The following is a 24,337-nucleotide window of genomic DNA, read 5'->3' as shown; positions in this document are numbered from 1 at the left end:
CGCGATCAGGCCTCCTTCTCAGCCGTACGGCTGGACGACGCCCCGCTGGGGGACGGCTCCCGGCCCGGCATCGGGGGTACGGGGAATCCACCGGCGAACGCGTCGTGCTCGGTCTCGGCGACCTCGGGCGCGCGCCGCTCGGGGATGAACTGCACGACCAGCAGCGCAGCCACGACCACGCCGGCGATGATCAGGATCATCGTCGGGTCGAGGTCGCCGTCGGTGATCAGGCGACGCATGACGCAGACCACGACGATCCAGGCCAGCGAGACCGGGATGAGGACCTTCCACCCGAACTTCATGAACTGGTCGTATCGCATCCGCGGCAGCGACCCGCGCAGCCAGATGAACAGGAAGACGAAGAGCAGCGTCTTGCCGAGGAACCACAGCACCGGCCAGTAGCCCTCGTTGGCGCCGTCGATCTGCGAGATGCCCCACGGTGCTCGCCAGCCACCGAGGAACAGCGTCGTCGCGAGCGCGGAGACGGTGACCATGTTGATGTACTCGGCGAGGAAAAAGAGCGCGAACTTCAGCGACGAGTACTCGGTGTGGAAACCTCCGACCAGCTCGCCCTCGGCCTCGGGGAGGTCGAACGGAGCGCGGTTGGTCTCACCGACCATCGCGATCATGTAGATGATGAACGACGGCAGGAGCGGGAGTGCGAACCACCCGTCCGCCGCCTGCGCGGCGACGATCTCCGACGTGGACATCGAGCCGGCGTAGATGAACACGGCGACGAGCGAGAGACCCATCGCGACCTCGTACGAGATCATCTGCGCCGAGGAGCGGACCCCACCGAGGAGTGCGTACGTCGAGCCGGACGCCCAGCCGCCCAGCACGATGCCGTACACGCCGATCGACGTGACGGCGAGGATGTAGAGCACCGCCACCGGCATGTCGGTCAGCTGCAGCGGCGTCCGGGTGTCGGTGAACGGGATCGTCACCTCGGGCCCGAACGGGATCACGGCCCACGCCAGGAAGGCCGGGATCGTCGCGATCACCGGCGCGACGAAGTAGACGACCTTGTGGGCGTGCTTGGGGAAGATCTCTTCCTTGAGCGCGAGCTTGACGCCGTCGGCGAGGCTCTGCAGCAGCCCGAACGGACCCCAGACGTTGGGCCCCACACGGTGCTGCATGCGCGCCACCACGCGACGCTCGAACCAGATGTTGAAGAGGGTGAAGACCACCAGCACGACGAAGACGCAGAGCGCCTTCAGGATGACCACCCACCACGGCTCGTTGCCGAAGAGATCGCTCACAGCTGCTCCTCCGCCGGTCGGGCGAGGTCGGTATCGGTCGGCGCGGCGCTGTCACCCGGCGCCGTCGTCGCGTCCAGCTCCACACCCTCGTCCGGTGCCGGAGTCTGGTGCGGGTGCGGCGGGCCGGACAGGGCGTCGGCACGCGAGTCGGTCGTGGACCGCTCGATCGTGACGACGTCTCCGTACGTCGCACCGAGGATCCCCAGGAGCGACAGTCCGTTGGAGTTGGCCGGCGTCCAGACGACCCCGTCGGCGATGTCGGCGAGGTCGACCGGGACCGCGACCGCGCCGCGATCGGTACGGAGGATGACCTCGTCACCGGCACGCACGCCGGTCGCACGGGCGGTGGCCGCCGACAGCAACACCACCGAGGGACGTGCCGTCGCCTGGTAGTGCTGGTCTCCGTCCTGGCCACGACCGTCGTCGATCAACCGGCGCCAGGTGTCGAGGACGACCTCGCTCGGGCCGGTCCGCGGTGCGCGGCCCGGCAGCACCTCCGGCCTCGGTGCGCGCGCTCCGTCCCAGGCGCCCAGCTCCGCGAGCTCCGCGGCGGCGGCCTCGGCCGTACGGAAGCCGAGGTCATGTCCCGCGGCCTCGGCGATCCCGGCGAGCACCCGCGTGTCGGAGAGCGCGTGCGGAGGGGAGAACACGGCGCCGAACCGGCGCGGGCGTCCTTCCCAGGTGAGGAACGACCCAGCCTTCTCGGCGGGGGCGGCCACGGGTAGCACCACGTCGGCGCGCTCGGTCACCGCACTGGCACGCACCTCGAGGCTGACGACGAAGCCGGCTGCCTCGATGGCGTCGATGGCGGCCTGCGGGTCGGCGAGGTCGTCGACCTCGACACCGGCGACCAGCAGGCCGCCGATCTCACCGGTCAGTGCCGCCGCCAGGATCGCGTCGCCGCTGCGGCCGACTCCGCCGGGAACGGAGCCGACGCCCCAGGCCGCGGCGAGGTCGGCGCGCGCCTCGGCGTCACCGACCGGGCGTCCACCCGGGAGAAGGTTGGGCAGGCATCCTGCCTCGACGGCGCCGCGGTCGCCCGCGCGTCGCGGCACCCAGGCGAGGCGGGCACCGCGTGCGGTGGCCGCTGTCAGGGCGGAGGTGAAGGCGCCTTCGACCCGCGCCACCCGCTCACCGAGGAGGACGATCGTGCCGGCGTCGAGCCCGGCCTCGCCGAGCGCCTTCGCCTCGTCACCGGGGACGGTACGGATCAGCTGACCGCCGACCTTCTCCAGCGCGCGCGTGGCGTGGCTCGCGAGCGCGACGACCTGGGTGCCGTTCTGCCGCCACGCCTTGCGCAGCCTCAGGAAGATGGTGGCCGCCTCGTCCTCGGGCTCGAGACCCACGAGCACCACCTTGGCGGCGTGCTCGAGGTCCCGGTAGGTGACGCCGAGGCCAGAGCCCGCCACCGCGTGCGCCAGGAAGGCCGCCTCCTCGTCGGAGTGCGGACGGGCACGGAAGTCGATGTCGTTGGTGCCGAGCACCGTCCGCGCCAGCTTGGAGTAAGCGTACGCGTCCTCGACGGTCAGGCGACCGCCGGTGAGGACGCCGACGCCGGCCGTCCGGGCCGCGTCGGTGAGCCCTCGCGCAGCGGCGAGGAACGCTGCCGGCCAGGACGCCGGCTCCAGAGCCCCGGTCTCGGGGTCGCGGACCAGCGGGCGGGTGAGGCGGTCCGGCTGGCGGTCGTAGGCGAACGCGAACCGGTCCTTGTCGCTGATCCACTCCTCGTTGACCTCGGGGTCGTCGCCGGCCAGGCGACGCATCACCTTGCCGCGGCGGTGGTCGACGCGGATCGCCGCGCCGCACGCGTCGTGCTCGGCCACCGACGGCGTCGAGACGAGGTCGAACGGGCGCGAGCGGAACCGGTAGGCGCTGCTGGTCAGGGCGCCGACGGGACAGATCTGGATCGTGTTGCCGGAGAAGTAGGACGAGTAGGGCTCGTTCTCGTAGATCGCCACCTGCTGGAGCGCCCCGCGCTCGGCCATCGCGATGAACGGGTCACCCGCGATCTGCTCCGAGAAGCGCGTGCAGCGGGCGCACAGGACGCAGCGCTCCCGGTCGAGCAGGATCTGCGGCGAGATGGCGAGCGGCTTGGGGAAGGTCCGCTTGACCTCGTTGAAGCGTGTCTCGCCGCGACCGTGGCTCATCGCCTGGTTCTGCAGCGGGCACTCGCCGCCCTTGTCGCACATCGGACAGTCGAGCGGGTGGTTGATCAGGAGGAACTCCAAGATCCCCGTCTGGGCCTTGTCGGCAACCGGTGACGTGACCTGCGTCTTGACGACCATCCCCGGCGACACCGGGAGCGTGCACGACGCCTGCGGCTTGGGGAAGCCGCGCCCGTTGCCCGCGTCAGGAACGTCGACGAGGCACTGGCGGCACGCGCCCACAGGCGCCAGCAGCGGGTGGTCGCAGAAGCGCGGGATCTCGACACCGATGAGTTCGGCGGCGCGGATCAGCAGCGTGCCCTCCGGGACGCTGACCTCGACGTCGTCGATGGTCAGCGTCACGAGGTTCTCGTCGGCACGAGCAGCCTCGGTGCCGGACTCGTTGTTGTGGGTGACGGTCATGCCGACGCTCCCTTCCGCCAGGCCGTGGAGGCCTCGTATGGGAACAGGTCCCATGCCGGGGTGTGCATCCCGGCCTCGAACTCGTCGCGGAAGTGCTCGATCGCCGACGTGATCGGGCTCGTCGCCCCGTCGCCGAGCGCGCAGAACGCACGTCCGAGGATGTTGTCGCACTGGTCGAGGAGGAGCTCGATGTCGCCGTCCTGGCCCTTGCCGGCCTCGAGGCGCTCGAGCGTCTGGACCAGCCACCAGGTGCCCTCACGGCACGGCGTGCACTTGCCGCAGGACTCGTGCTTGTAGAACTCGGTCCACCGCAGGACGCAGCGGACCACCGAGGTGGTCTGGTCGAACACCTGCAGCGCCTTGGTGCCCAGCATGGAGCCGGCACCGGCGACGCCCTCGTAGTCGAGAGGGACGTCGAGGTGCTCGGCGGTCAACAGCGGTGTGGACGAGCCGCCGGGCGTCCAGAACTTCAGCTCCGAGCCCTCGCGCATGCCACCGGAGAGGTCGAGGAGCTCGCGCAGCGTGATGCCGAGCGGCGCCTCGTACTGACCGGGGCGCTTCACGTGGCCCGAGAGGGAGTAGAGCGTCATGCCCTTGGACTTCTCGGTGCCCATCGAGCCGAACCAGTCGGGTCCGTTCTCCACGATGCAGGGCACCGAGGCGATGGACTCGACGTTGTTGATCACCGTCGGCGCGGCGTAGAGGCCGGCCACCGCGGGGAAGGGCGGTCGCAGCCGCGGTTGGCCCCGGCGCCCCTCGAGGGAGTCGAGGAGCGCGGTCTCTTCACCGCAGATGTACGCGCCGGCGCCGGCGTGCACGACGACGTCGAGGTCGATGCCCGACCCGAACACGTCCGCCCCCAGGAACCCTGCCTCGTATGCCTCCTCGACCGCGGCCTGGAGGCGACGGATCACGTGCAGCACCTCGCCGCGGACGTAGATGAACGCCTTCTTGGCCCGGATCGCGTGGCAGGTGATCGCAACGCCCTCGACCAGGGTGTGCGGGCTGGCCATCATGAGCGGGATGTCCTTGCAGGTGCCCGGCTCGGACTCGTCGGCGTTGACGACGAGGTAGTGCGGCTTGTCGCCGCCCGGCTTGCTCGGGTCCTGCGGGATGAAGCTCCACTTCATGCCCGTCGGGAAGCCGGCGCCGCCGCGCCCGCGCAGGCCGGAGGCCTTCACGGTCTCGATGAGCGCGTCCGGCTCGGTCTGCAGGGCCGTACGCAGGGCGGCGTACTCGCCGTACGCGTCCAGCGTCCACGCGCGCTCGTGGTCCCACCCTCGGGTGAGGACCGGGGTGAGGGGTGCGACGCTCATTCGGTCTCCTCCGCCTCGTCGCGCTGTGCGGGTGGGGTGGTGCTGTCGTCGACCTTGGTCTCGGACTCAGCCCGCTGGGTGTCTGTCTGCTTGACGGCGGCACCGGCGTCGTCGCCGGTGGTGCCGGTCTCGCTCGGTCGCTCGCCGCTCAGCTGGTCGCCGCTCGGGCGCGCACCGTCGGGGGCTGTCCAGCCGTGCTCGTTCGCCAGCCGCAGACCCGCGAGGGACGGCTCCCCCGCGGCAGGGCCCTCGTGGGCGCGACCGTCGGGGAACCCGGCGAGCACACGCTCGGCCTCGCGCCAGCTGGTGATCTGCGCGCCCCGGGTCGCCGTGCGGGTCCTGCCCGCGCGCAGGTCGTCGACGAGCTCGACCGCGGAGTCGGGGGTCTGGTTGTCGAAGAACTCCCAGTTGACCGTCATCACCGGCGCGTAGTCGCAGGCCGCGTTGCACTCGATGTGCTCGAGCGTCACCTTGCCGTCGGCGGTCCGCTCGTCGTTGCCGACACCGAGGTGCTCGCGCAGCCGGGCGAAGATCGCGTCGCCGCCCATCACCGCGCACAGCGTGTTGGTGCAGACCCCGACGTGGTGCTCGCCGACGTCACGCCGCTTGTACATCGTGTAGAACGTCGCGACGCCGTTGACCTCCGCCGTCGAGACGTCGAGGAGCTCGGCGCACAGCTCGATCCCCTCGGCGGTCACCCGGCCCTCGACGGACTGCACCAGGTGGAGCATCGGCAGCAGGGCCGAACGCTTCTGCGGGTAGCGGGCCATGATCGCCTGAAGGTCGTCGCGCACGCGTGCGGAGTCCAGACCACTCACCGGTCCACTCCTCCCATCACGGGGTCGATGCTGGCGACGGCGACGATGACGTCGGAGAGCATGCCGCCCTCCGACATCGCCGCGGTCGCCTGCAGGTTGCTGAAGGACGGGTCGCGGAAGTGCGCACGGTACGGACGGGTGCCGCCGTCGGAGACGAGGTGGCACGCGAGCTCGCCGCGGGGGGACTCCACGCTGGTGTAGACCTGGCCGGCCGGGACGCGGAAGCCCTCGGTCACCAGCTTGAAGTGGTGGATCAGCGCCTCCATCGACTCACCCATGATGTGGCGGATGTGGTCGGCCGAGTTGCCCTGGCCGTCGGGACCCACAGACAGCTGCGACGGCCAGGCGATCTTGCGGTCGCCGACCATCACCGGAGCACCCTCCAGCCCGCGCAGGCGGGTCACGCACTGCTCGACGATCCGCAGGGACTCGTCCATCTCGTCCATGCGGATGCGGAAGCGTCCGTACGCGTCAGGCTCGTCGCGCGTGATGACGTCGAAGTCGTACGTCTCGTAGCCGGAGTAGGGCTGCTTCTTGCGAAGGTCCCAGTCGTACCCGGTCGACCGCAGCGGCGGTCCGGTGACGCCGAGCGCCAGGCAGCCGGCCAGGTCGAGGTAGCCCACGTCCTTGAGGCGGCCCTTGAAGATCGGGTTCTGGTTGCAGAGTGCGGCGAGCTCCGGGAGCCGCTTGCGCATCAGCGCGACGAACCGGTCGACCGCGTCGAGCCCGCCTTCGGGGACGTCGACGGCGACGCCGCCGGGTCGGATGTAGGCGTGGTTCATCCGCAGGCCGGTGAACAGCTCGAAGATGTCGAGGCAGAGCTCGCGCTCACGGAACCCGACCGTCATCACGGTCAGGGCGCCGATCTCCATGCCCCCGGTCGCGATCGCGACGAGGTGCGAGGAGATCCGGTTGATCTCCATCATCATCACGCGCAGGACCTGGGACTTCTCAGGGACCTGGTCGGTGATGCCGAGGAGCTTCTCGACGGCCATCACGTAGGCGGCCTCGTTGTACATCGGGGACAGGTAGTCCATCCGGGTGCAGAACGTCACGCCCTGCGTCCAGGTCCGGTACTCCATGTTCTTCTCGATGCCGGTGTGCAGGTAGCCGATGCCGCACCGGGCCTCGGTCACCGCCTCGCCGTCGATCTCGAGGATCAGGCGCAGCACGCCGTGGGTCGACGGGTGCTGCGGGCCCATGTTGACGACGATGCGCTCGGAGGCGTCGGGATCGACGCCCGCGACCACGGTGTCCCAGTCCTGACCGGTGACGGTGAAGACGCGCCCGGACGTCGTGTCCTGGCTCTGGGCGTACGGGTCGGGACCGGTCTGTGTGGTGCTCATGAGTAAGACCTCCGCTCGTCTGGCGGTGGGATGGTGGCGCCCTTGTACTCGACGGGGATGCCGCCGAGCGGGTATTCCTTGCGCTGCGGGTGACCCGGCCAGTCGTCGGGCATGAGGATCCGGGTGAGCGCGGGGTGGCCGTCGAAGATGATGCCGAAGAAGTCGTACGTCTCGCGCTCGTGCCAGTCGGCGGTCGGGTAGACCGACACGACCGACGGGACGTGCGGGTCGGCGTCGGGCACGGCGACCTCGAGGCGGATGCGCCGGTTGTGGGTCATCGACAGCAGGTGGTAGACCGCGTGCAGCTCGCGGCCGATCTCGTGCGGGTAGTGGACGCCTGAGATCCCGCTGCAGAGCTCGTAGCGCAGGGCCGCGTCGTCGCGCAGGTGCCGGGCGACCTCGAGGATGCTCTCGCGCCGCACGTGCAGGGTCAGCTCGTCGCGGTCCACCACGACGGACTCGACCGCACCCTCGCCGGCGAGCTGCTCGAGCCGGTCGGCGACCTCGTCGAACCAGCCGCCGTACGGCCGTCGCGCGGTGCCCGGCATGGCGACCGGGCGCTGCAGCCTGCCGTAGCCAGAGGTGTCGCCGGAGCCGCGGACGCCGAACATGCCCTCGCGGACCTCGACGACCTCGAGCGTGCGGGCCTCCGACGGGACGACCTCCTCACCGCCGACGGTCGTGCTGCTCGGGTCCTGGGTGCTCCCGCCGGTCATCGCAGCAGGCCCTTCATCGCCGAGGCCGGCACGGCCTCGAGAGCGACCTTCTCGTCCGAGTCGATCTGGTCGAGGCGGTGCTGGCCGAGCTTGGTCTCCTGGATCTTGGTGTGCAGCTTCATCACCGAGTCGATGAGCATCTCCGGCCGCGGCGGGCAGCCGGGAAGGTACATGTCGACGGGCACGATGTGATCGACGCCCTGCACGATCGCGTAGTTGTTGAACATCCCGCCCGAGCTCGCGCACACACCCATCGCGAGCACGTACTTCGGGTTGGCCATCTGGTCGTAGATCTGCCGCAGGACCGGCGCCATCTTCTGGCTCACGCGGCCGGCGACGATCATCAGGTCGGCCTGGCGCGGCGAGGCCCGGAAGACCTCCATGCCGAAGCGGGACGAGTCGTACTTGGGAGCACCGAACTCCATCATCTCGATCGCGCAGCAGGCCAGGCCGAAGGTGGCCGGCCAGAAGGACGCCTTGCGGAAGTAGCCCGCAAGCCCCTCCACGGTCGTCAGCAGCACTCCGCTCGGGAGCTTCTCCTCCAGGCCCATGTCAGTCCCACTCCAGTCCGCCGCGGCGCCAGACGTACACGTACGCGACGAAGACCGTCGCGATGAACAGCAGCATCTCGACGATGCCGAACCAGCCGAGAAGGTCGAACTCCACCGCGAAGGGGTAGAGGAAGATGATCTCGACGTCGAAGACGATGAAGAGCATCGCCGTGATGAAGTACTTCACCGGGATGCGGCCCCCGCCGACCGCCTGGGGGGTGGGCTCGATCCCGCACTCGTACGAGTCGAGCTTGGCGCGGTTGTAGCGCTTGGGCCCGGTCATCGGCGCGATCAGCACGGAGAACACCGCGAACGCTCCCGAGATGACGGCGAGCACCAAGATCGGCGTGTACTCGGTCACCGCATCCTCCCTTCGTGAAAATCTTCACGAGCCTGTTCACACGCTCTCACGGTCGAGTGAGATCTTGTGTTTCACGTCACTATGCCACGGCTTCGAGGCTGGTTCGACAGGGGGTGGGCGGGGTCACGGGCCGCAGCGCGACATGCTGCCCCACCTGCGATTACGTCCCGCCGGCGTTGCGTAATTCAATGCCACAGGGCGGGCGTAACGGGCGGCTCAGCCCTTGGTGGCGGTGTGGAGCGCCACGATGCCGGCGGAGAGGTTCTCCCAGCGGACGGGACCCCACCCGCTGTCGGCGATGACCTTGGCGAGGCCCAGCTGGTCCGGCCAGGCCATGATCGACTCCGCCAGGTAGACGTACGAGTCGGGGTTGGACGAGACAGCGCGTGCGGCCGGCGGGAGCGCCCGCATGAGGTACTCGAGGTAGACCTTGCGGAACGGGCCGAACGTCGGGTGGCTGAACTCGCAGACCACGAGGCGCCCACCCGGCCGGGTGACCCGGAGCATCTCCTCGAGAGCGACCGCCGGCTCGTGGACGTTGCGCAGGCCGAACGAGATCGTGACCGCGTCGAACGAGTCGTCGGCGAACGGCAGCCGCATCCCGTCACCGGCGGTGAACGGAAGCTCGCCGTGGTGACGCTTGCCCTCGCGGAGCATGCCGATGCTGAAGTCGCACGGCACGACGTACGCGCCGTCCTTCGCGAACGGCACCGACGACGTCCCCGTGCCGGCCGCGAGGTCGAGGACCCGGTCTCCGGGACCCGCCGCGACGAGGTCTCGCACCCGACGGCGCCAGTGGCGGTCCTGCCCCAACGACAGCACGTCGTTCGTGAGGTCGTAGCGTCGCGCGACGGCGTCGAACATCGAGGCGACCTCGTGCGGCTGCTTGTCCAGGCTGGCTCGGCTCACGCGCCTACTGTGTCACGCGCCGCAGCGGTCGCCGGGGAACGGGTCGTACCCTGGCTGACGTGACCGACACCGTCGTCCCCCTGCGTGGACCCCTCCGGCTCGTGGCGCAGACGGTCTCTCTCGACCCCGCCGCGCTGGAGGACGTCCCCCTCACTCACCTGCTCCCCGCCGACGGCGCGCTGGCCTGGGTCCGCGACGGCGACGGCATCGTGGGATGGGGTGAGGCTGCCCGCATCGAGACCGCCGGCGACAAGCGCTTCGCCGAGGCCAGTCAGTGGTGGCGCGAGGTCTCCGCGCACGCCGTGGTCCGAGACCGTGTGGGTGTGCCCGGCAGCGGGCTGTTGGCCTTCGGGTCGTTCGCTTTCGCCGACGACTCCGGACGCACCCGCGGCCGTGAGCCCGGCAGCTCGGTCCTGATCGTCCCCCGTGTGGTGGTCGGTCGACGCGGCGGGACCACCTGGGTGACCACCATCCGCGAGGAGGCGCTCGCTCCGTCGGCCGACGTCGCCCCTACCGACACCCCCTCCGCCCCCGAGGACGCTGTCTTCACCGACGGGTCGACCTCCGGCACCCAGTGGGAGTCGATCGTGGCCGAGGCGGTCCGCCGTATCGAGGCCGGTCGACTCGACAAGGTCGTGCTCGCCCGCGACCTGGTCGCCGACCTCGCCGCGCCGCTCGACGTCAGAGCGCCGCTGCGTCGCCTGGCCGAGGCCTACCCCAACTGCTGGACCTTCCACGTCGACCATCTCTTCGGTGCCACGCCCGAGATGCTCGTCCGCCGTGAGCGAGGTCTCGTCACCTCCCGTGTCCTCGCCGGCACCATCCGCCGGACCGGTGACGACGCCCGCGACCTCGCGCTGGCGGGCTCGCTCGCGCGTTCCAGCAAGGACCTGGAGGAGCACGAGTACGCCGTGCGATCGGTCGCCGACGCCCTCGAGCCGTACTGCTCGTCGACCAACGTCCCCGAGACCCCGTTCGTGCTCCACCTGCCCAACGTGATGCACCTGGCGACCGACGTCGCCGGTGTCGTCGCCGACCACGAGTCGGCGAGCGCCCTCGACCTCGCCGAGGCGCTGCACCCCTCGGCGGCGGTGGGCGGGACACCGCGCTCGGTCGCGCTCGAGCTGATCGCGGAGATCGAGCATCTCGACCGTGGCCGCTACGCGGCGCCGGTCGGGTGGATCGACGCCGACGGCGACGGCGAGTGGGGCATCGCGCTGCGCTCGGCGGAGTACGACGGCGCGCGGGTGCGCCTCTTTGCGGGGTGCGGGATCGTCGCCGACTCCGACCCGGAGGCTGAGCTCGCCGAGGCGCAGGCCAAGCTCGTCCCGGTGCGCGACGCGCTCACCAGCGCCTAGGAGAACAGTCCGGCGAGGTCGTCGGCGCTCAGCTCGCCGGAGGACGAGGACGCCTCGTCGAGCACGCTGGCGACGAGCTCGGCCTTGCGGGACTTCAGCTCGACGACCTTCTCCTCGATCGTGCCCGCGGACACGAGCCGGTAGACCATCACCGGCGACTCCTGACCGATCCGGTGCACACGGTCGACGGCCTGGGCCTCGACGGCAGGGTTCCACCAGGGGTCGAGGACGAACACGTAGTCGGCCTCGGTCAGCGTCAGGCCGACTCCCCCGGCCTTGAGACTGATCAGGAAGACCGGCTGGTCGCCTGCCTTGAACCCGTCGATCGCCCCGGCCCGGTCGCGCGTGCTTCCGTCGAGGTAGGACGTCGCGATCCCCTCGCGTTCGAGCCTGGCCTGGACCCGCCGGAGGAAGGTCGTGAACTGGCTGAACACCAGTGCGCGGTGGCCCTCTGCCGCCAGCTCGAGCACGTGCTCGACGAGGAGCTCCACCTTGGCGGAGCCGATCACGTCATAGCTCGGGTCGACCAGCCCCGGGTCGAGGCTCAGTTGACGAAGCTTGGTGAGCGCGGCGAAGATCGTCATCCGGTGCCGTCGCAGCGCCACCTCGTCGTCGCCCGCCTCCTCGAGGAGCCCCAGGATGCGCTGGCGCTCACGCTGCAGGTGGGTGTCGTAGACCTTGCGGTGCCGGGCCGACAACGTCACCTCCAAGACCTGCTCCTGCTTGGGCGGCAGGTCGGCCGCCACCAGGTCCTTGGTGCGTCTCAACAGGATCGGGCGGATGCGACGACGCAGCAGCGCCAGCAGCTCACCGTCGTCACCCTTCTCGATGGGGTTGGCGATGTCCTTCGCGAACTGAGCGGGGTGCGGGAACAGCCCGGGCGCGGTCAGCGACAGCAGCGACCACAGCTCCATGAGGTCGTTCTCGACAGGGGTGCCGGTGATGGCGAGCGAGAACGGGGCGTCGACGCGGCGGACGGCCTGGTAGGTCTTGCCCCGGTGGTTCTTGACCGCCTGCGCCTCGTCGAGGATGCGCCCCGCCCAGTCGAGGGCGGCGTAGTCGTCGGCCTCGAGGCGCAGCAGCGTGTAGGACGTGACGACGACGTCGGCCCCTTCGACGACTTCGCGCAGCGACTCCTTGCGGCGAGCGGTGGACTCGCCGACGGTACGGACGACGAGGTCGGGCGCGAACGCCGCGGCCTCGTTGGCCCAGGTGCCGACGACGCTGGTCGGCGCGACGACGAGGAACGGAGGCGCCTGGGGGTCGACCTCGCGGCGGTGCGTGATCAGGGCGAGCGTCTGCAGGGTCTTGCCGAGGCCCATGTCGTCGGCCAGGATCCCGCCGAGCTCGTGCTCGGCGAGGAACGCGAGCCAGGAGAACCCGTGCTGCTGGTAGGGGCGGAGCGTCGCCTTGAGGCCCGTCGGCGCCGCGACGTCGGGGACACCCTCGGAACCCACGAGGCGGCGCGCCATCGCGACCCAGCGCGCGGCCTGCACGTCGACGACCCCGATCTCGTCCAGCTCGTCCCACAGGTCGAAGGCCTGCGTGGCGACGCTCATCGTCGCGGCGTCACGCCGTCGGTCGCTCATCGCGCGCGCGTCCTCGATCATCCGGGCAAGCGCGTCGAGCTCGGGATGGTCGACGCTGACGTACAGGTAGGTGCCCTTGCGCTCGGTCTGGTGCAGCAGGATCTTGTCCTGGCCGGTGGCGATCGCCTCGATCACCGTCGCGAGGCCCACCTGTCGGCCACCGATCGTGACGGCGACCTCGAGATCGAGCCAGTCGGTGCGGCCCGAGGGTGCCGGGGCGGTGGTGAACTGGATCTCGGGCTTGCCCAGGACCTCCCGGAACTCGGGCTGGTGGCCGTCGGCCTGGATCTCGAACGCGGGGTTGGTGCGCAGGCCGGGCAGCACGTCCTGCGCGAACCGGACGGCGTCCATCTCGCGGAGGACGAGCTGAGGGTAGGGCGTGGGGCCGGCGGCGCCGGCGCGCAGCAGCAACGTCGCCGCGTCCTCGTCGAGGACGAGCCGGTCGAGGGCGACGCGCTCGAGGTCGGGGTCGCGCATGCCGTACGGGGCGGGCTCCTCGTCGAGCGCGAAGACCCGGACGGTCTGCCCGGTCGTCGGGTTGCGGTAGTGCCACGACCACGACAGGTGCGCCTCGTGACCGCCTGTCCAGGTGAGCGCGAGGACGAGGTGCGGCGCGGGGGGCTCGGGGACCGCGACCGAGTCGTCGCGGGAGGTCACGTCGACCAGCCGCCGGACGCGAGGGAGGTAGGTGTGGAGGAGGTCGTCCATGCCGTCGCGCGGCACCACGACCTGCCGGCCGGTCGCGAAGAGCTCCTTGACCGCGGGCGTCGGTGCGCGGTCGAGCGGTGCGAGGACCACCGTGGCGTCCTCACCGGTCCCCTCCCACAGCGCAGCGCCGTGCTCCGGGGACCCGAGCAGCGTCACGTCCTCGGCGGGCACCCACAGACCACCCACCTCGGCACCGACGGCGAGGACGGCCCCGCCGGCCCCGTCGGCGTGGGCGTCCATCGTCAGTCGTGCAGGCTGGGACGCGAGGCGTACGTCGGCGAACCCGGAGGCGACCAGCGGGAGACCGACCTCGGTGGCCTCGCGCAGCAGGCGCCACAGCGACGCCCCGAGTCCGGCGAGCGCCAGCGTGTCCTCGGAGCCGAATCCGTAGGAGAACCGGGCGCGGTGGGTGCCGTGGATCGCGCGCAGCACGTCGAGGTGCTCGGGGACGAACCGTCCGTCCCGAGGGTCGGCGACCACGAGATCGCGCCACCCCACGCCGGTCTTGACCCAGCTGCCGCGGCGCCCCCGCGTCACCGGGCGCAGCCGCAGCGGCGGGCGTACGGCGTCGGTCGTGGAGTGTCCGAAGCGCCACTCGGTCTGCCGTCGCGGTCCCACCTCGAGACGGAGCGCGAGCTCCTGACCGGGGCGAACGGGCCGCCGCTCGGCAGGCGAGGTGTCGTCGTCGAGGTCGGCGACGAGGTCGTCGAGGACCCGCTCCCAGCTCGGGCCGGCCACCGCGCCCGTCTCGGGAGCCGTGAGCTCTCGCGAGCCCGCCTCGCGGTCGCGGGCGACGAGCACGGTCGCGACGGCGTGCTTGCAGCGGTGGGCGACGGGGCACGAGCACGCCGTGTAGAGCTCGACCGGCTGTCCAGGGGCGAGGCGTGCCGAGACGACCGTCTGGTAGCTCGCCGCTCCGCTGCCGGAGACGCTGCTCTGGAGCAGGTAGCCGTCACGGTTGCGGGCCACGTCGAGGTCGATGACATAGCCGCCTCGCGCGTAGGCGCGGCCGCGCTCGATGGTGCTCTCGTCCATGTGCAGACGCAGGAGTCCCTCGTCAGCGAGGTCGTCGAGAGTCAGCACCTGTCCAGGGTAGGCGGCGCGACGGACGCTCCCCTACTCCTCCACAGCGGCGTGCGACCCCATGTGCCGCCCACAGCGGCGGGCGGGCCGTGCCCGGCGTTGACCGGGCACGGCCTCCCGCGTCACCACCGACGCTGAGGACGAACGACCAGCCCGGTGCCGCCACCGCGTCGCACCGGCTCGGCCGCCGCGATCATGCTGCCGCGCCGCCCGACCTCGATCGTCGCCGCGGCCCCGATCTCGGCCGCGGAGGTGAAGGCGTCACCCGACGGCACGAGCCGCTGGCCGTACGGCGCGAGCGCGGCGCCGTACGCCTCGATGAACGCAGGCTCCGCCGGCGTCGTCGCCGCGTTGCGGCTGGAGGCGCGCGGGGCGGCGACCGCCTCGGGCAGCGTCATGCCGAGGTCGATGCGGTTCATCAGGATCTGGAGCACGGTCGTGATGATCGTGGCGCCGCCCGGTGAGCCGAGGACGTACCTGACCTTGTCGTCCTTGCCGAGCACGATCGTCGGCGCCATCGAGGACCGCGGACGCTTGCCGGGCTCGATCCTGTTCGGGTCGGCAGGGTCGTAGACGGTCGAGAAGTCGGTCAGCTCGTTGTTCAGCAGGAACCCCCGGCCGGGCACGGTGATGCCCGATCCGCCGGTCTGCTCGATCGTGAGGGTGTACGCCACCGCGTTGCCCCAGCGGTCCACGACCGACAGGTGGGTGGTCGACACGTTCTCGGTGTCGGGCTTCTCCGCACGTGCCGCCTCGCCGCACCCGCGGCCGTCGAGCGCTCCCGGCGCGACAGGTCGCACCGCGGCCTGCTGCGGGTCGATGCGGCAGGCCCTCGAGTCGGCGAACCGCTGGCTCAGGAGCGTCGAGGTGGGGACGTCGACGAACGCGGGGTCACCGACGTAGGCGTTGCGGTCGGCGAACGCGTGGGCGCTGGCCTCCAGATAGAGGTGCAGGCTCTGCGCCGTCCCCGAGCCGGCGCGGAGCCGGTAGTTCTCGAGGATGTTGAGCGCCTCCCCGACGGTGGTGCCGCCCGAGCTCGACGGTGCCATCGAGAAGACCTGGTGGCCCCGGTAGCCGACCTTGCTCGGGGCCTGGTGCCGCACCCGGTACGTCGCGAGATCGGCCGTGGTCATCGAGCCGGCGGGGGCCGGCAGGGTCGAGGCAGGGTCCTTCGGCGGCGCCTGGACCGTCTCTGCGATCTCGCTGGCCAGCGCGCCGCGGTAGAACGCCCGAGGGCCGCGCCGGGCGATCTCGGCGTACGTGCGCGCGAGGTCGGGGTTGCGGAACGTCGTGCCGACCTGCGGCGCGTCACCACCGGGCAGGAAGAGCCTCGCGGTGTCCGGGAACGCCGCGAACCGCGCCTTGTTGTCGAGGGTCTGGCTACGGAAGGTCTGGTCGACGGGGAAGCCCTTGGCGGCGACGTCGATCGCCGGGGCGAGCGCGCGGGCGAGGGATCGCGTCCCGAACCGCTCGAGGGCCGCGTCCCAGGTGGCCACCGTGCCCGGCACGCCGACGGCGACACCGGACGAGACCAGCTCGGGCGAGAAGCGGTACGGCTGCCCGGTCGCGGGATTGATGAACGCGTCGGGCGTGATGCCCGCCGGAGCGGTCTCGCGCCCGTCGATCGTGCTCACCTTGCGGCGCTTGGCGTCGTAGAAGACGAAGTAGCCACCGCCCCCGACGCCCGCGCTGTAGGGCTCGGTGACCCCCAGCGTCGCAGCCATGGCGACAGCGGCGTCAGCCGCGTTGCCTCCGCGGGCGAGCACGTCGCGTCCCACTCTGCTGGCCGTCGCGTCCACCGACGAGACCGCGCCACCGGTCCCGTACGAGGTGGGCGTCGGTGTCACCGGCGGTGCCGGTCGGCGGTGGGCCTGGGCCGGGCTGGTGCCGACGAGCAGGCTCACGCCCAGCGCAGCGACGGACAAGGTTGCAGTGACGCGCCTCACATCCATGGTGCGAAACTACGACGAGTCGGCACCTCGTGCAGATCACCGGCGCGGCGGGTCGCCGAGGTCGGCCCCGCGGCTGCCTCAGATCCGCTCGAGCGTCGGACGCTTCGGCTTCACGGTGTCGCCCGATGAGGTGCCGTTGATGCGGCGCTGCACCCACGGGACGGCGAACTCGCGGGCCCACAGCAGGTCGGCGTCCCGCTTGGCCTTCTTGGTCAGCGGGGTCACGGTGGTCAGCCGCGGCTTCTTGATCGTGTGGGAGACGCCGAGGGTGTCCAGCACGTGGATCGCCATCTGCTGGTGGCCCTGGGCCGACAGGTGGAGGCGGTCGGTGTCCCAGTAGCGGTCGTCGCGGTACTCCCTGAACCGCCAGAAGTCGACGAGGGTCGCGCGGTGCTTGTCGGCGATCTCCCGCACGATCTCGTTGTAGATCGCGACCCGTCCCCGAAGCTTGCCGAGCACTGGCGCATAGCCGAGGTCGTACGCGGTGAACACCACCACCCGGGTGCCGGTGACCGCGAGCCGGCCGATGGCGGCGTCGTACAGGTCTCCGAGGAGGTCGATGTCGACCTTGGGGCGCAGGAGGTCGTTGCCGCCGGCATAGATCGTCACGAGGTCCGGCGACAGCCGGACGGCGGGCTCGAGCTGCTCGGCGATGATCGGCTTGAGGAGCCGGCCGCGCACGGCGAGGTTGGCGTAGCCGAAGGAGTCGGACTTCGTCGCGAGCACCTCCGCGACCCGGTCGGCCCATCCGCGCAGACCGTTCGGCCGGGACTTGTCGGGGTCGCCGACGCCCTCGGTGAACGAGTCGCCGAGAGCGACGTAGCGGTGGTAGACGGGTTCGCTGGCCATGAGTCCGATTCTTGCACCGCCCGTCGCGCCAGACGTGCATCTGCGAACCCCCGGGCGGGTGGAGCCGCGTGGGAGGATGGAGGCATCATGCGCCTCCTCGACCATCTCCCTGCGCCCGAGGAGTCCGACGACGCCGACGTCGTCCTCGACGCGTTCGTCACGTGGGCGGAGGGCGAGGGCCTCTCGCTCTATCCGGCTCAGGAGGACGCCCTCCTCGAGCTCGCCTCCGGCGCGAACGTCATCCTCGCCACACCGACCGGATCGGGCAAGAGCCTCGTAGCGGCGGGCGCCCAGTTCGCGGCCCTCGCCCGCGGTGAGCGCAGCTTCTACACCGCGCCGATCAAGGCGCTGGTCTCGGAGAAGTTCTTCGCGCTCGTCGACATGTTCGGCGCGGACAACGTCGGGATGATGACCGGCGACGCCACCGTCAACGGCCAGGCGCCGATCATCGCGGCGACCGCGGAGATCCTCGCCAACAAGGCCCTGCGGGAGGGTCGTGCCGCCGACGTCGGCCTGGTCGTGATGGACGAGTTCCACTTCTACGCCGAGCCCGACCGGGGCTGGGCGTGGCAGGTGCCGCTGCTCGAGCTGGCCGACGCGCAGTTCCTCCTGATGTCCGCGACGCTCGGCGACACGACCCGGTTCGAGGAGGACCTCACCCGGCGCACCGGGCGCCCGACGGCTCTGGTCGCAGGGACCGACCGCCCGGTGCCGCTCGTCTACGAGTACGTCACCACGCCCGTCCACGAGACCGTCGAGGAGCTCCTCGCGACCGGCCAGTCGCCGATCTACGTCGTGCACTTCACGCAGGCGTCGGCGATCGAGCGTGCGCAGGCGCTGTCGAGCATCAACGTGACCACGCGGGCCGAGAAGGACGCCATCGCGGCGGAGCTCGGCGAGTTCCGGTTCCAGACCGGCTTCGGCAAGACGCTCTCGCGGCTGGTGCGGATGGGCATCGGCGTGCACCACGCCGGGATGCTGCCCCGCTATCGACGGCTGGTCGAGCGACTCACCCAGAAGGGTCTGCTCAAGGTCGTGTGCGGCACCGACACCCTCGGCGTCGGCATCAACGTCCCGATCAGGACGGTCTTGTTCTCGGGCCTGTCGAAGTACGACGGTGTCCGCCAGCGTCACCTCCAGGTGCGCGAGTTCCAGCAGATCGCGGGGCGTGCGGGCCGCGCCGGCTACGACACGCTCGGCCGCGTCGTCGTGCAGGCGCCCGAGCACGAGGTCGAGAACGCCAAGATGGTCCGCAAGGCCGGTGACGACGCCAAGAAGCTGCGCCGGATCCAGCGCAAGAAGCCTCCGGAGGGCTTCGTCAACTGGTCGGAGCGGACCTTCGACAAGCTGACCACGGGCGAGCCCGAGCCGCTCGCCTCGCGGATGAAGGTCAGCCACGCCATGGTGCTCAACGTGGTCGCACGCCCCGGCGACGCGTTCGCCTCGATGCGTGCCCTGCTCGAGGACAACCACTCCGACCGGGCCGAGCAGCGTCGCATGATCAACGACGCGATCGGGATCTATCGCGCCCTCGTCGCCGGCGGGGTCGTCGAGCGGCTCGCCGAGCCCGACGCCGACGGCCGTACGGTCCGGCTGACCGTCGACCTCCAGGAGAACTTCGCGCTCAACCAGCCGCTCGCTCCGTTCGGGGTGGCCGCGCTGGAGATCCTCGACCCCGACTCCGACACCTATGCGCTCGACGTGGTGTCCGTCGTGGAGGCGATCCTCGACGACCCGCGCCCGATCATCAACGCCCAGCGCAAGGCCGCCCGCGGCGAGGCCGTGGCGGGGATGAAGGCCGAGGGCATCGAGTACGAGGAGCGGATGGAGCTGCTCGAGGAGGTCGAGCACCCCCAGCCGCTGCGGGAGGAGCTCGAGGCCGCCTACGAGACCTATCGCAAGGGTCATCCGTGGGTCGCCGACCACGAGCTGCGCCCGAAGTCGGTCGTCCGCGAGATGTGGGAGACCTCGATGACGTTCAGCGAGTACGTCTCCCGCTACCAGCTCGCACGCTCGGAAGGGCTGGTCCTGCGCTATCTCGCCGACGCGTACCGCACGCTCGTGCACACCGTCCCGGAGACGTACCGCGACGACGTGCTCCGCGACATCACCGACTGGCTCGGCGAGGTCGTCCGCCAGACCGACTCCAGCCTGCTCGACGAGTGGGCGGCTCTCGCCGCCGGTGGGGGCGGCTCGGTCGACGTGACGATCGCCCACGACCCGGACGCACCGCCGCCGCCGGTGACGTCCAACGACCGGGCGTTCCGGGTGCTCGTCCGCAACGCGCTGTTCCGCCGCGTCGAGCTCATGGCGCTGCGACGCTGGAACGACCTCGGGGCGCTGGACGCCGCGGCCGGCTGGACCGCCGACCTGTGGCACGAGGCGATCGACGACTACTTCGCCGAGTACGACACGCTCGGCACCGGGCCGGACGCCCGTGGTCCCGCGATGCTCGTGGTCGACACCGACCCCGAGGGCGCGGAGACCCGTGTCTGGCACGTCCGTCAGATCCTCGAGGACCCCGAGGGCGACCGCGACTGGGCGATCTTCGCGACCGTGCACCTCGACGCGTCGGACGAGGCGGGCGAGGCCGTGGTGCAGGTCACCGACGTCGGCCCGCTCACCGAGGCAGATGCCTGAGACGGGCACCCTGCTCCGTACCGTTCCTCCGTGGCTCTCTTCTTCCTCGCCGACCCCGACATCACCCCGTCCCTGCGCGCCGGACTCCTGCGCACCTGGACCGACTCCTCCAACGCCGGTGGAGCGGTCGGATTCGTCCCCCCGGTGACCGAGGACGACGTCGAGCCGAGCCTCGACACCGTCCTCGCGTCGGTCGGGCGAGGACGGACGCGCCTCGTGGTCGGGCTCGACGGCGACGAGGTGCGAGCCGCCGGATTCCTCGAGCGCAACACCCACCGCCTCATGCAGCACTGGGTGTGGGCCAAGACTGTGATGGTCCATCCGGAGTCGCAGGGGCACGGGGCCGGCTTCGCGCTGATGCTCTCGCTCGCCGGCGTCGCGCGCAGCATGCCCGGGATCGAGGCGATCCGGTTGGCCTGCCGAGGCGGGCTCGGCCTCGAGGACTTCTACGCACGCTGTGGCTACAAGGAGGTCGGCCGGGTGCCTGACGCGATCCGCGTCGGGGTCGACGACGACCGCGACGACATCACGATGCTGCTGACCCTGTGACCATCCCGGGCGGGCAGCCGGGGCACGCCCGGCCTAGGCTCGGGCAGGTGGGAAACAGCGTCTACATCGCCTCCGTCGAGGGGTTCACCGGCAAGTCGACTGTCGCGCTCGGGGTCGTCGAGCAGCTGTCGCGACGCGTCCAGAGGGTCGGCGTGTTTCGTCCGATCGTCCGCGGCGACGTCGCGGCGACCGGCGGACGCGACTACGTGCTCGACCTGCTCGAGTCGCACGGCGCGGTCGTCACCTCCTACGAGGACGCCGTCGGCGTGACGTACGAGGAGGTGCACAACGATCCGGTCGCCGCGATGGAGCGGATCATCGACCGGCACGCCGCGGTCGCCGCGTCCTGCGACGCCGTCGTGGTGCTGGGCACCGACTACACCGACGTCGCCGCCCCGACGGAGTTCGTCTACAACGCACGCGTCGCCGCCAACCTCGCCTCACCGGTCCTGCTCGTGCTCAACGGCGCCGACCGTACCCGTGCGGACGTCAGCAGCGTCGCCGACGTCGCCGTCGCCGAGCTGGAGGCGAACCACGCCGAGCTGTTCGCCGTGATCGTCAACCGGGTGACCGACCCCGAGGTCCTGTCCGACCGCGCGACGCTGGTCGACCGTGACGTCCTCGTCTATGCCGTGCCGGACGAGCCCGTCCTGTCGTCCCCGACCGTCGCCGACCTCATGGCCGCCTGCGACGGCACCCTCGTCCGCGGCGACGAGCGTCTGCTCGGACGCGAGGCCAGTGGCTTCGTCGTCGCCGCGATGACGCTGCCGAACGTGCTCGACCGGCTCTTCGAGAGTGCCGTCGTCATCGCCCCCGGCGACCGTCCCGAGATCGTGCTGGGCGTGCTCACGGCGCACGCGTCGACCGAGTTCCCCCAGATCGCGGGCATCGTGCTCAACGGCGGCATCGCGCTGCCCGAGCAGGTCGACAGGTTGCTGCGTGGAGTCGGGTCGACGATGCCGATCATCGCCACCGACCTCGGCACCCACGCGACCTCGCAGGCGCTGACGGGGCGACGCGGCCGGCTGACCCGGGAGTCACCTCGCAAGATCACGACCGCACTCGCGCTCTTCGCCGAGCACGTCGACGGAGACGCGCTCCTCGACCGGCTCGAGGTGTCGCGGACGACCGCTGTCACGCCGCTGATGTTCGAGCACGAGATCCTGGACCGCGCGACCGCCGACCGGAAGCACATCGTGCTGCCGGAGGGCGACGACGAGCGCATCCTGCGGGCTGCCGACATCCTGCTGCGCCGCGGCGTCGCCGACCTCACGCTGCTCGGTGACCCGATCGCGCTGACCGCGCGAGCCGCGAGCCTCGGCGTGGACCTCTCGGCCGCCGCGATCGTGGACCCGAGCGCCTCCGACGACCTGGAGCACTTCGCCCAGGAGTACTACCGGCGCCGCAAGCACCGCGGTGTCGACCTCGACGACGCCCGGGCGACGGTCACCGACGTGTCCTACTTCGGCACGATGATGGTGGAGCTCGGCCACGCCGACGGCATGGTGTCGGGTGCGGCGCACACCACCGCTCACACGATCCGGCCGGCCCTCGAGGTCGTCAAGACGGTCCCGGGCGTCTCGACGGTCTCCTCGGTGTTCTTCATGTGCCTCGAGAACCAGGTCCTCGTCTACGGCGACTGCGCCGTCGTCGTCGACCCCGACGCCGTCCAGCTGGCGGACATCGCGATCTCGTCGGCGCGCACGGCGGCGGCGTTCGGCATCGAGCCGAGGGTCGCGATGCTGTCGTACTCGACCGGCGCCTCCGGCAGCGGCGCCGACGTCGAGAAGGTGCTCAACGCCACGGGGCTCGCGCAGGAGCGCGCCCCCGAGCTGCTCATCGAGGGGCCCATCCAGTACGACGCCGCGATCGACCTCGCGGTGGCGCGGACCAAGCTCCCCGAGTCCGACGTCGCAGGACGCGCGACCGTCTTCGTGTTCCCCGACCTCAACACGGGCAACAACACCTACAAGGCGGTGCAGCGCTCGGCGGGCGCGGTCGCGATCGGCCCCGTGCTGCAGGGCCTGCGCAAGCCGGTCAACGACCTGTCGCGCGGCGCCACGGTGCGCGACATCGTCAACACCGTGGCCATCACCGCGATCCAGGCTCAGCAGCTCGACGCAGGCTGAGCCCGGCGCGCTCTACTTCTTGGTGACCCGCAGCGCCTTGCCTCCGTGCAGGGCGGTGAGCAGCGAGACGAACGACTTCTCCTGACCCGGGGTCCGGCCGAAGGTGGTGAGCACCATCGCCGGCTTGAACCGCGGCACGGTGACCGCGTGCGAGTAGGCGAACTCCTTGAGCCCGTCCTCGCCGTGGATCCGACCGAAGCCCGACTCCCCCACACCGCCGAACGGCAGCGACGGCACGCCGGCGAACGAGGTGACGGAGTTGACCGAGGTCATCCCGGCACGGATCTTGTGGGCGATCTCGGCCGCACGCTTCTTGCCGAAGACGGCTCCACCCAGGCCGTACGACGTCGCGTTGGCGCGGCGTACGGCCTCGTCCATCGACGGCACCGGGTTGACGACGAGCGTCGGGCCGAACGTCTCCTCGGTCACCGCGTCGGCGTCCTCGGGGACGTCGACGAGGATCGTGGGCTGGACGAACCGCTCGCCCACGGCGTCCGGCCCTCCGACGACGGCACGGCCTCCACGCGCGACCGCATCCTCGACGTGCCGCTTGATGATCGGGACCTGGCTCGGCATCGTGATCGGCCCGTACTCGGCGTCGGCGTCCGAGCCGGCCCGTACCTTGGCGGCCTGGGCCGTGATCTCGGAGACGAAGGCGTCGAAGACCTTCTCGTGGACGTAGACCCGCTCGGTGCCGATGCACGTCTGGCCTGCGTTGGACATCCCACCCCACAGCGCCGCGTCGGCGGCCGCCGCGATGTCGGCGTCCTCGTCCACGATGAGCGCGTCCTTGCCGCCGCCCTCGATGACGACCGGCGTGAGGTTCTCGGCGGCGGCCGTCATGACCTTGCGGCCGGTCGCCGGCGACCCGGTGAAGGCCACCTTGTCGACCTTCGCCGACGCGAGCGCCGCGCCGGTCTCTCCCAGGCCCGTCACGAGCTGGAGCACCGGGTAGTCCGACACCACCTCGGCGAACGCGTCGACAAGCCAGGTGCCGACCCCGGGGGTGTACTCCGACGGCTTGAACACGACCGTGTTGCCGGCGGCCAGCGCGTACGCCAGCGAGCCCATCGGCGTGAACACCGGGTAGTTCCACGGGCCGATGACACCGACGACACCGCGAGGCTTGTATTCGATCGTCGCCTTCTGGTTGACCATGAGCAGGCCGGGCGAGACGGTGCGGCGCCCGAGCACCTTCTTGGCGTGTCCCGCCGCCCACGCGATGTGGTCGATGGCGAGACCGATCTCGAGCACGGCGTCACCATGCGGCTTGCCCGTCTCGGCGTGGACGACGTCGGCGAGCTGGTGGATGCGGCGCGTGATGACGCCGTTCCAGCGGCCGAGCACCTCCTTGCGGCCGTCGAAGCCGATCTCGGTCCACCACTGGCTGGCGATGCGCGCCCGCTCGACGGTCGCGTCGACCTCCTCGCGCGTCATCACCGGGTAGGTGCCGACGACGTCGCCGGTCGCAGGGTTCAGCGAGTCGAACGTCTGCGGCGTCGGAGCTCCCTGCTCGTCGGCACCCGCGTCCTTGCGGGTGCGGGTGCGCTTCGGCGTGGTGCTGATGGTCGCCATCGGATCCTCCGGGTGTGACGTGCGGCACAGGCTGTGTCTTGAAGCCTACTGGGCGGTAGCAC

General features: G+C 70.9%; 17 protein-coding genes. 4 read left to right on the top strand and 13 right to left on the bottom strand.

Translation table 11 applies throughout. From position 1 onward, the window contains the following. Positions 1-5 precede the first annotated feature (5 nt). The 9 genes from nuoH to KV097_RS01465 form a co-directional block, all read right to left on the bottom strand. Positions 6-1,259 (bottom strand): NADH-quinone oxidoreductase subunit NuoH, encoded by a 1,254-nt coding sequence (nuoH, locus tag KV097_RS01505; RefSeq protein ID WP_220364923.1) that lies wholly within the window; start codon positions 1,257-1,259, stop codon positions 6-8. Next, on the bottom strand, positions 1,256-3,826 hold the full coding sequence (locus KV097_RS01500; RefSeq protein WP_220364922.1) for an NADH-quinone oxidoreductase subunit G: 2,571 nt from the start codon (positions 3,824-3,826) through the stop codon (positions 1,256-1,258). Before KV097_RS01500 ends, nuoH begins: the two co-directional genes overlap by 4 nt. Continuing rightward, positions 3,823-5,142 carry an NADH-quinone oxidoreductase subunit NuoF gene (gene nuoF, locus KV097_RS01495; RefSeq protein WP_220364921.1) on the bottom strand — a complete coding sequence of 440 codons (1,320 nt, stop codon included), beginning with the start codon at positions 5,140-5,142 and terminating at the stop codon, positions 3,823-3,825. The genes KV097_RS01500 and nuoF overlap by 4 nt, the downstream gene beginning before the upstream one ends. After that, complete coding sequence (nuoE, locus tag KV097_RS01490) at positions 5,139-5,912, bottom strand: NADH-quinone oxidoreductase subunit NuoE (RefSeq protein ID WP_374106974.1); 774 nt, start codon at positions 5,910-5,912, stop codon at positions 5,139-5,141. Before nuoE ends, nuoF begins: the two co-directional genes overlap by 4 nt. Before the next feature lie 44 nt (positions 5,913-5,956). Further along, positions 5,957-7,306 (bottom strand): NADH-quinone oxidoreductase subunit D, encoded by a 1,350-nt coding sequence (locus KV097_RS01485; protein ID WP_220364920.1) that lies wholly within the window; start codon positions 7,304-7,306, stop codon positions 5,957-5,959. Next, complete coding sequence (locus tag KV097_RS01480) at positions 7,303-8,022, bottom strand: NADH-quinone oxidoreductase subunit C (protein ID WP_220345355.1); 720 nt, start codon at positions 8,020-8,022, stop codon at positions 7,303-7,305. Before KV097_RS01480 ends, KV097_RS01485 begins: the two co-directional genes overlap by 4 nt. Continuing rightward, positions 8,019-8,573, bottom strand: coding sequence for an NADH-quinone oxidoreductase subunit B family protein (locus KV097_RS01475; protein WP_220342128.1), 555 nt, complete (start codon positions 8,571-8,573; stop codon positions 8,019-8,021). Before KV097_RS01475 ends, KV097_RS01480 begins: the two co-directional genes overlap by 4 nt. Position 8,574: 1 nt before the next feature. Beyond that, positions 8,575-8,934, bottom strand: a complete 360-nt coding sequence (locus tag KV097_RS01470; protein ID WP_220342129.1) for an NADH-quinone oxidoreductase subunit A — start codon at positions 8,932-8,934, stop codon at positions 8,575-8,577. Between the two features lie 216 nt (positions 8,935-9,150). After that, positions 9,151-9,843, bottom strand: coding sequence for a demethylmenaquinone methyltransferase (locus KV097_RS01465; protein WP_220342130.1), 693 nt, complete (start codon positions 9,841-9,843; stop codon positions 9,151-9,153). Positions 9,844-9,902: 59 nt separating this feature from the next. Here KV097_RS01465 and KV097_RS01460 point away from each other — a divergent pair, with 59 nt between their 5' ends. Further along, the gene (locus KV097_RS01460; protein WP_374106971.1) at positions 9,903-11,201 is read left to right on the top strand and encodes an isochorismate synthase MenF; all 1,299 of its coding nucleotides are present in this window, start codon (positions 9,903-9,905) and stop codon (positions 11,199-11,201) included. Here the strand turns inward: KV097_RS01460 and KV097_RS01455 are convergent. The 3 genes from KV097_RS01455 to KV097_RS01445 all read right to left on the bottom strand — a co-directional run bounded on the left by KV097_RS01455 (position 11,198) and on the right by KV097_RS01445 (position 17,382). After that, a complete protein-coding gene (locus KV097_RS01455; RefSeq protein WP_220364919.1) occupies positions 11,198-14,581 on the bottom strand; it encodes a DEAD/DEAH box helicase in 3,384 nt (1,127 codons plus the stop codon). The genes KV097_RS01460 and KV097_RS01455 overlap by 4 nt on opposite strands. 122 nt (positions 14,582-14,703) lie before the next feature. Continuing rightward, positions 14,704-16,533 (bottom strand): gamma-glutamyltransferase, encoded by a 1,830-nt coding sequence (gene ggt, locus KV097_RS01450; RefSeq protein WP_220364918.1) that lies wholly within the window; start codon positions 16,531-16,533, stop codon positions 14,704-14,706. A 78-nt stretch (positions 16,534-16,611) separates the two neighbouring features. Then, positions 16,612-17,382 (bottom strand): SGNH/GDSL hydrolase family protein, encoded by a 771-nt coding sequence (locus KV097_RS01445; RefSeq protein ID WP_220364917.1) that lies wholly within the window; start codon positions 17,380-17,382, stop codon positions 16,612-16,614. An 87-nt stretch (positions 17,383-17,469) separates the two neighbouring features. Here KV097_RS01445 and KV097_RS01440 point away from each other — a divergent pair, with 87 nt between their 5' ends. Genes KV097_RS01440 through pta form a run of 3 tightly spaced genes read left to right on the top strand, consistent with a single transcriptional unit; the run spans position 17,470 to position 22,700 of the window. Further along, the gene (locus KV097_RS01440) at positions 17,470-20,022 is read left to right on the top strand and encodes an RNA helicase (protein ID WP_220364916.1); all 2,553 of its coding nucleotides are present in this window, start codon (positions 17,470-17,472) and stop codon (positions 20,020-20,022) included. A gap of 30 nt (positions 20,023-20,052) precedes the next feature. Beyond that, on the top strand, positions 20,053-20,571 hold the full coding sequence (locus tag KV097_RS01435) for a GNAT family N-acetyltransferase (RefSeq protein ID WP_220345359.1): 519 nt from the start codon (positions 20,053-20,055) through the stop codon (positions 20,569-20,571). Between the two features lie 47 nt (positions 20,572-20,618). After that, the gene (pta, locus tag KV097_RS01430; RefSeq protein WP_220342136.1) at positions 20,619-22,700 is read left to right on the top strand and encodes a phosphate acetyltransferase; all 2,082 of its coding nucleotides are present in this window, start codon (positions 20,619-20,621) and stop codon (positions 22,698-22,700) included. Positions 22,701-22,712: 12 nt separating this feature from the next. Here the strand turns inward: pta and KV097_RS01425 are convergent, their stop codons facing one another. Beyond that, positions 22,713-24,275, bottom strand: coding sequence for an aldehyde dehydrogenase family protein (locus KV097_RS01425; RefSeq protein ID WP_220342137.1), 1,563 nt, complete (start codon positions 24,273-24,275; stop codon positions 22,713-22,715). Positions 24,276-24,337 lie beyond the last annotated feature (62 nt).

The sequence above is a fragment of the Mumia sp. zg.B17 genome (assembly GCF_019550915.1).
In the GTDB taxonomy this organism is placed as follows: domain Bacteria; phylum Actinomycetota; class Actinomycetes; order Propionibacteriales; family Nocardioidaceae; genus Mumia.
Note: the sequence above shows the minus strand (reverse complement) of the source record. Positions and strands in the feature narration are given on the sequence as shown.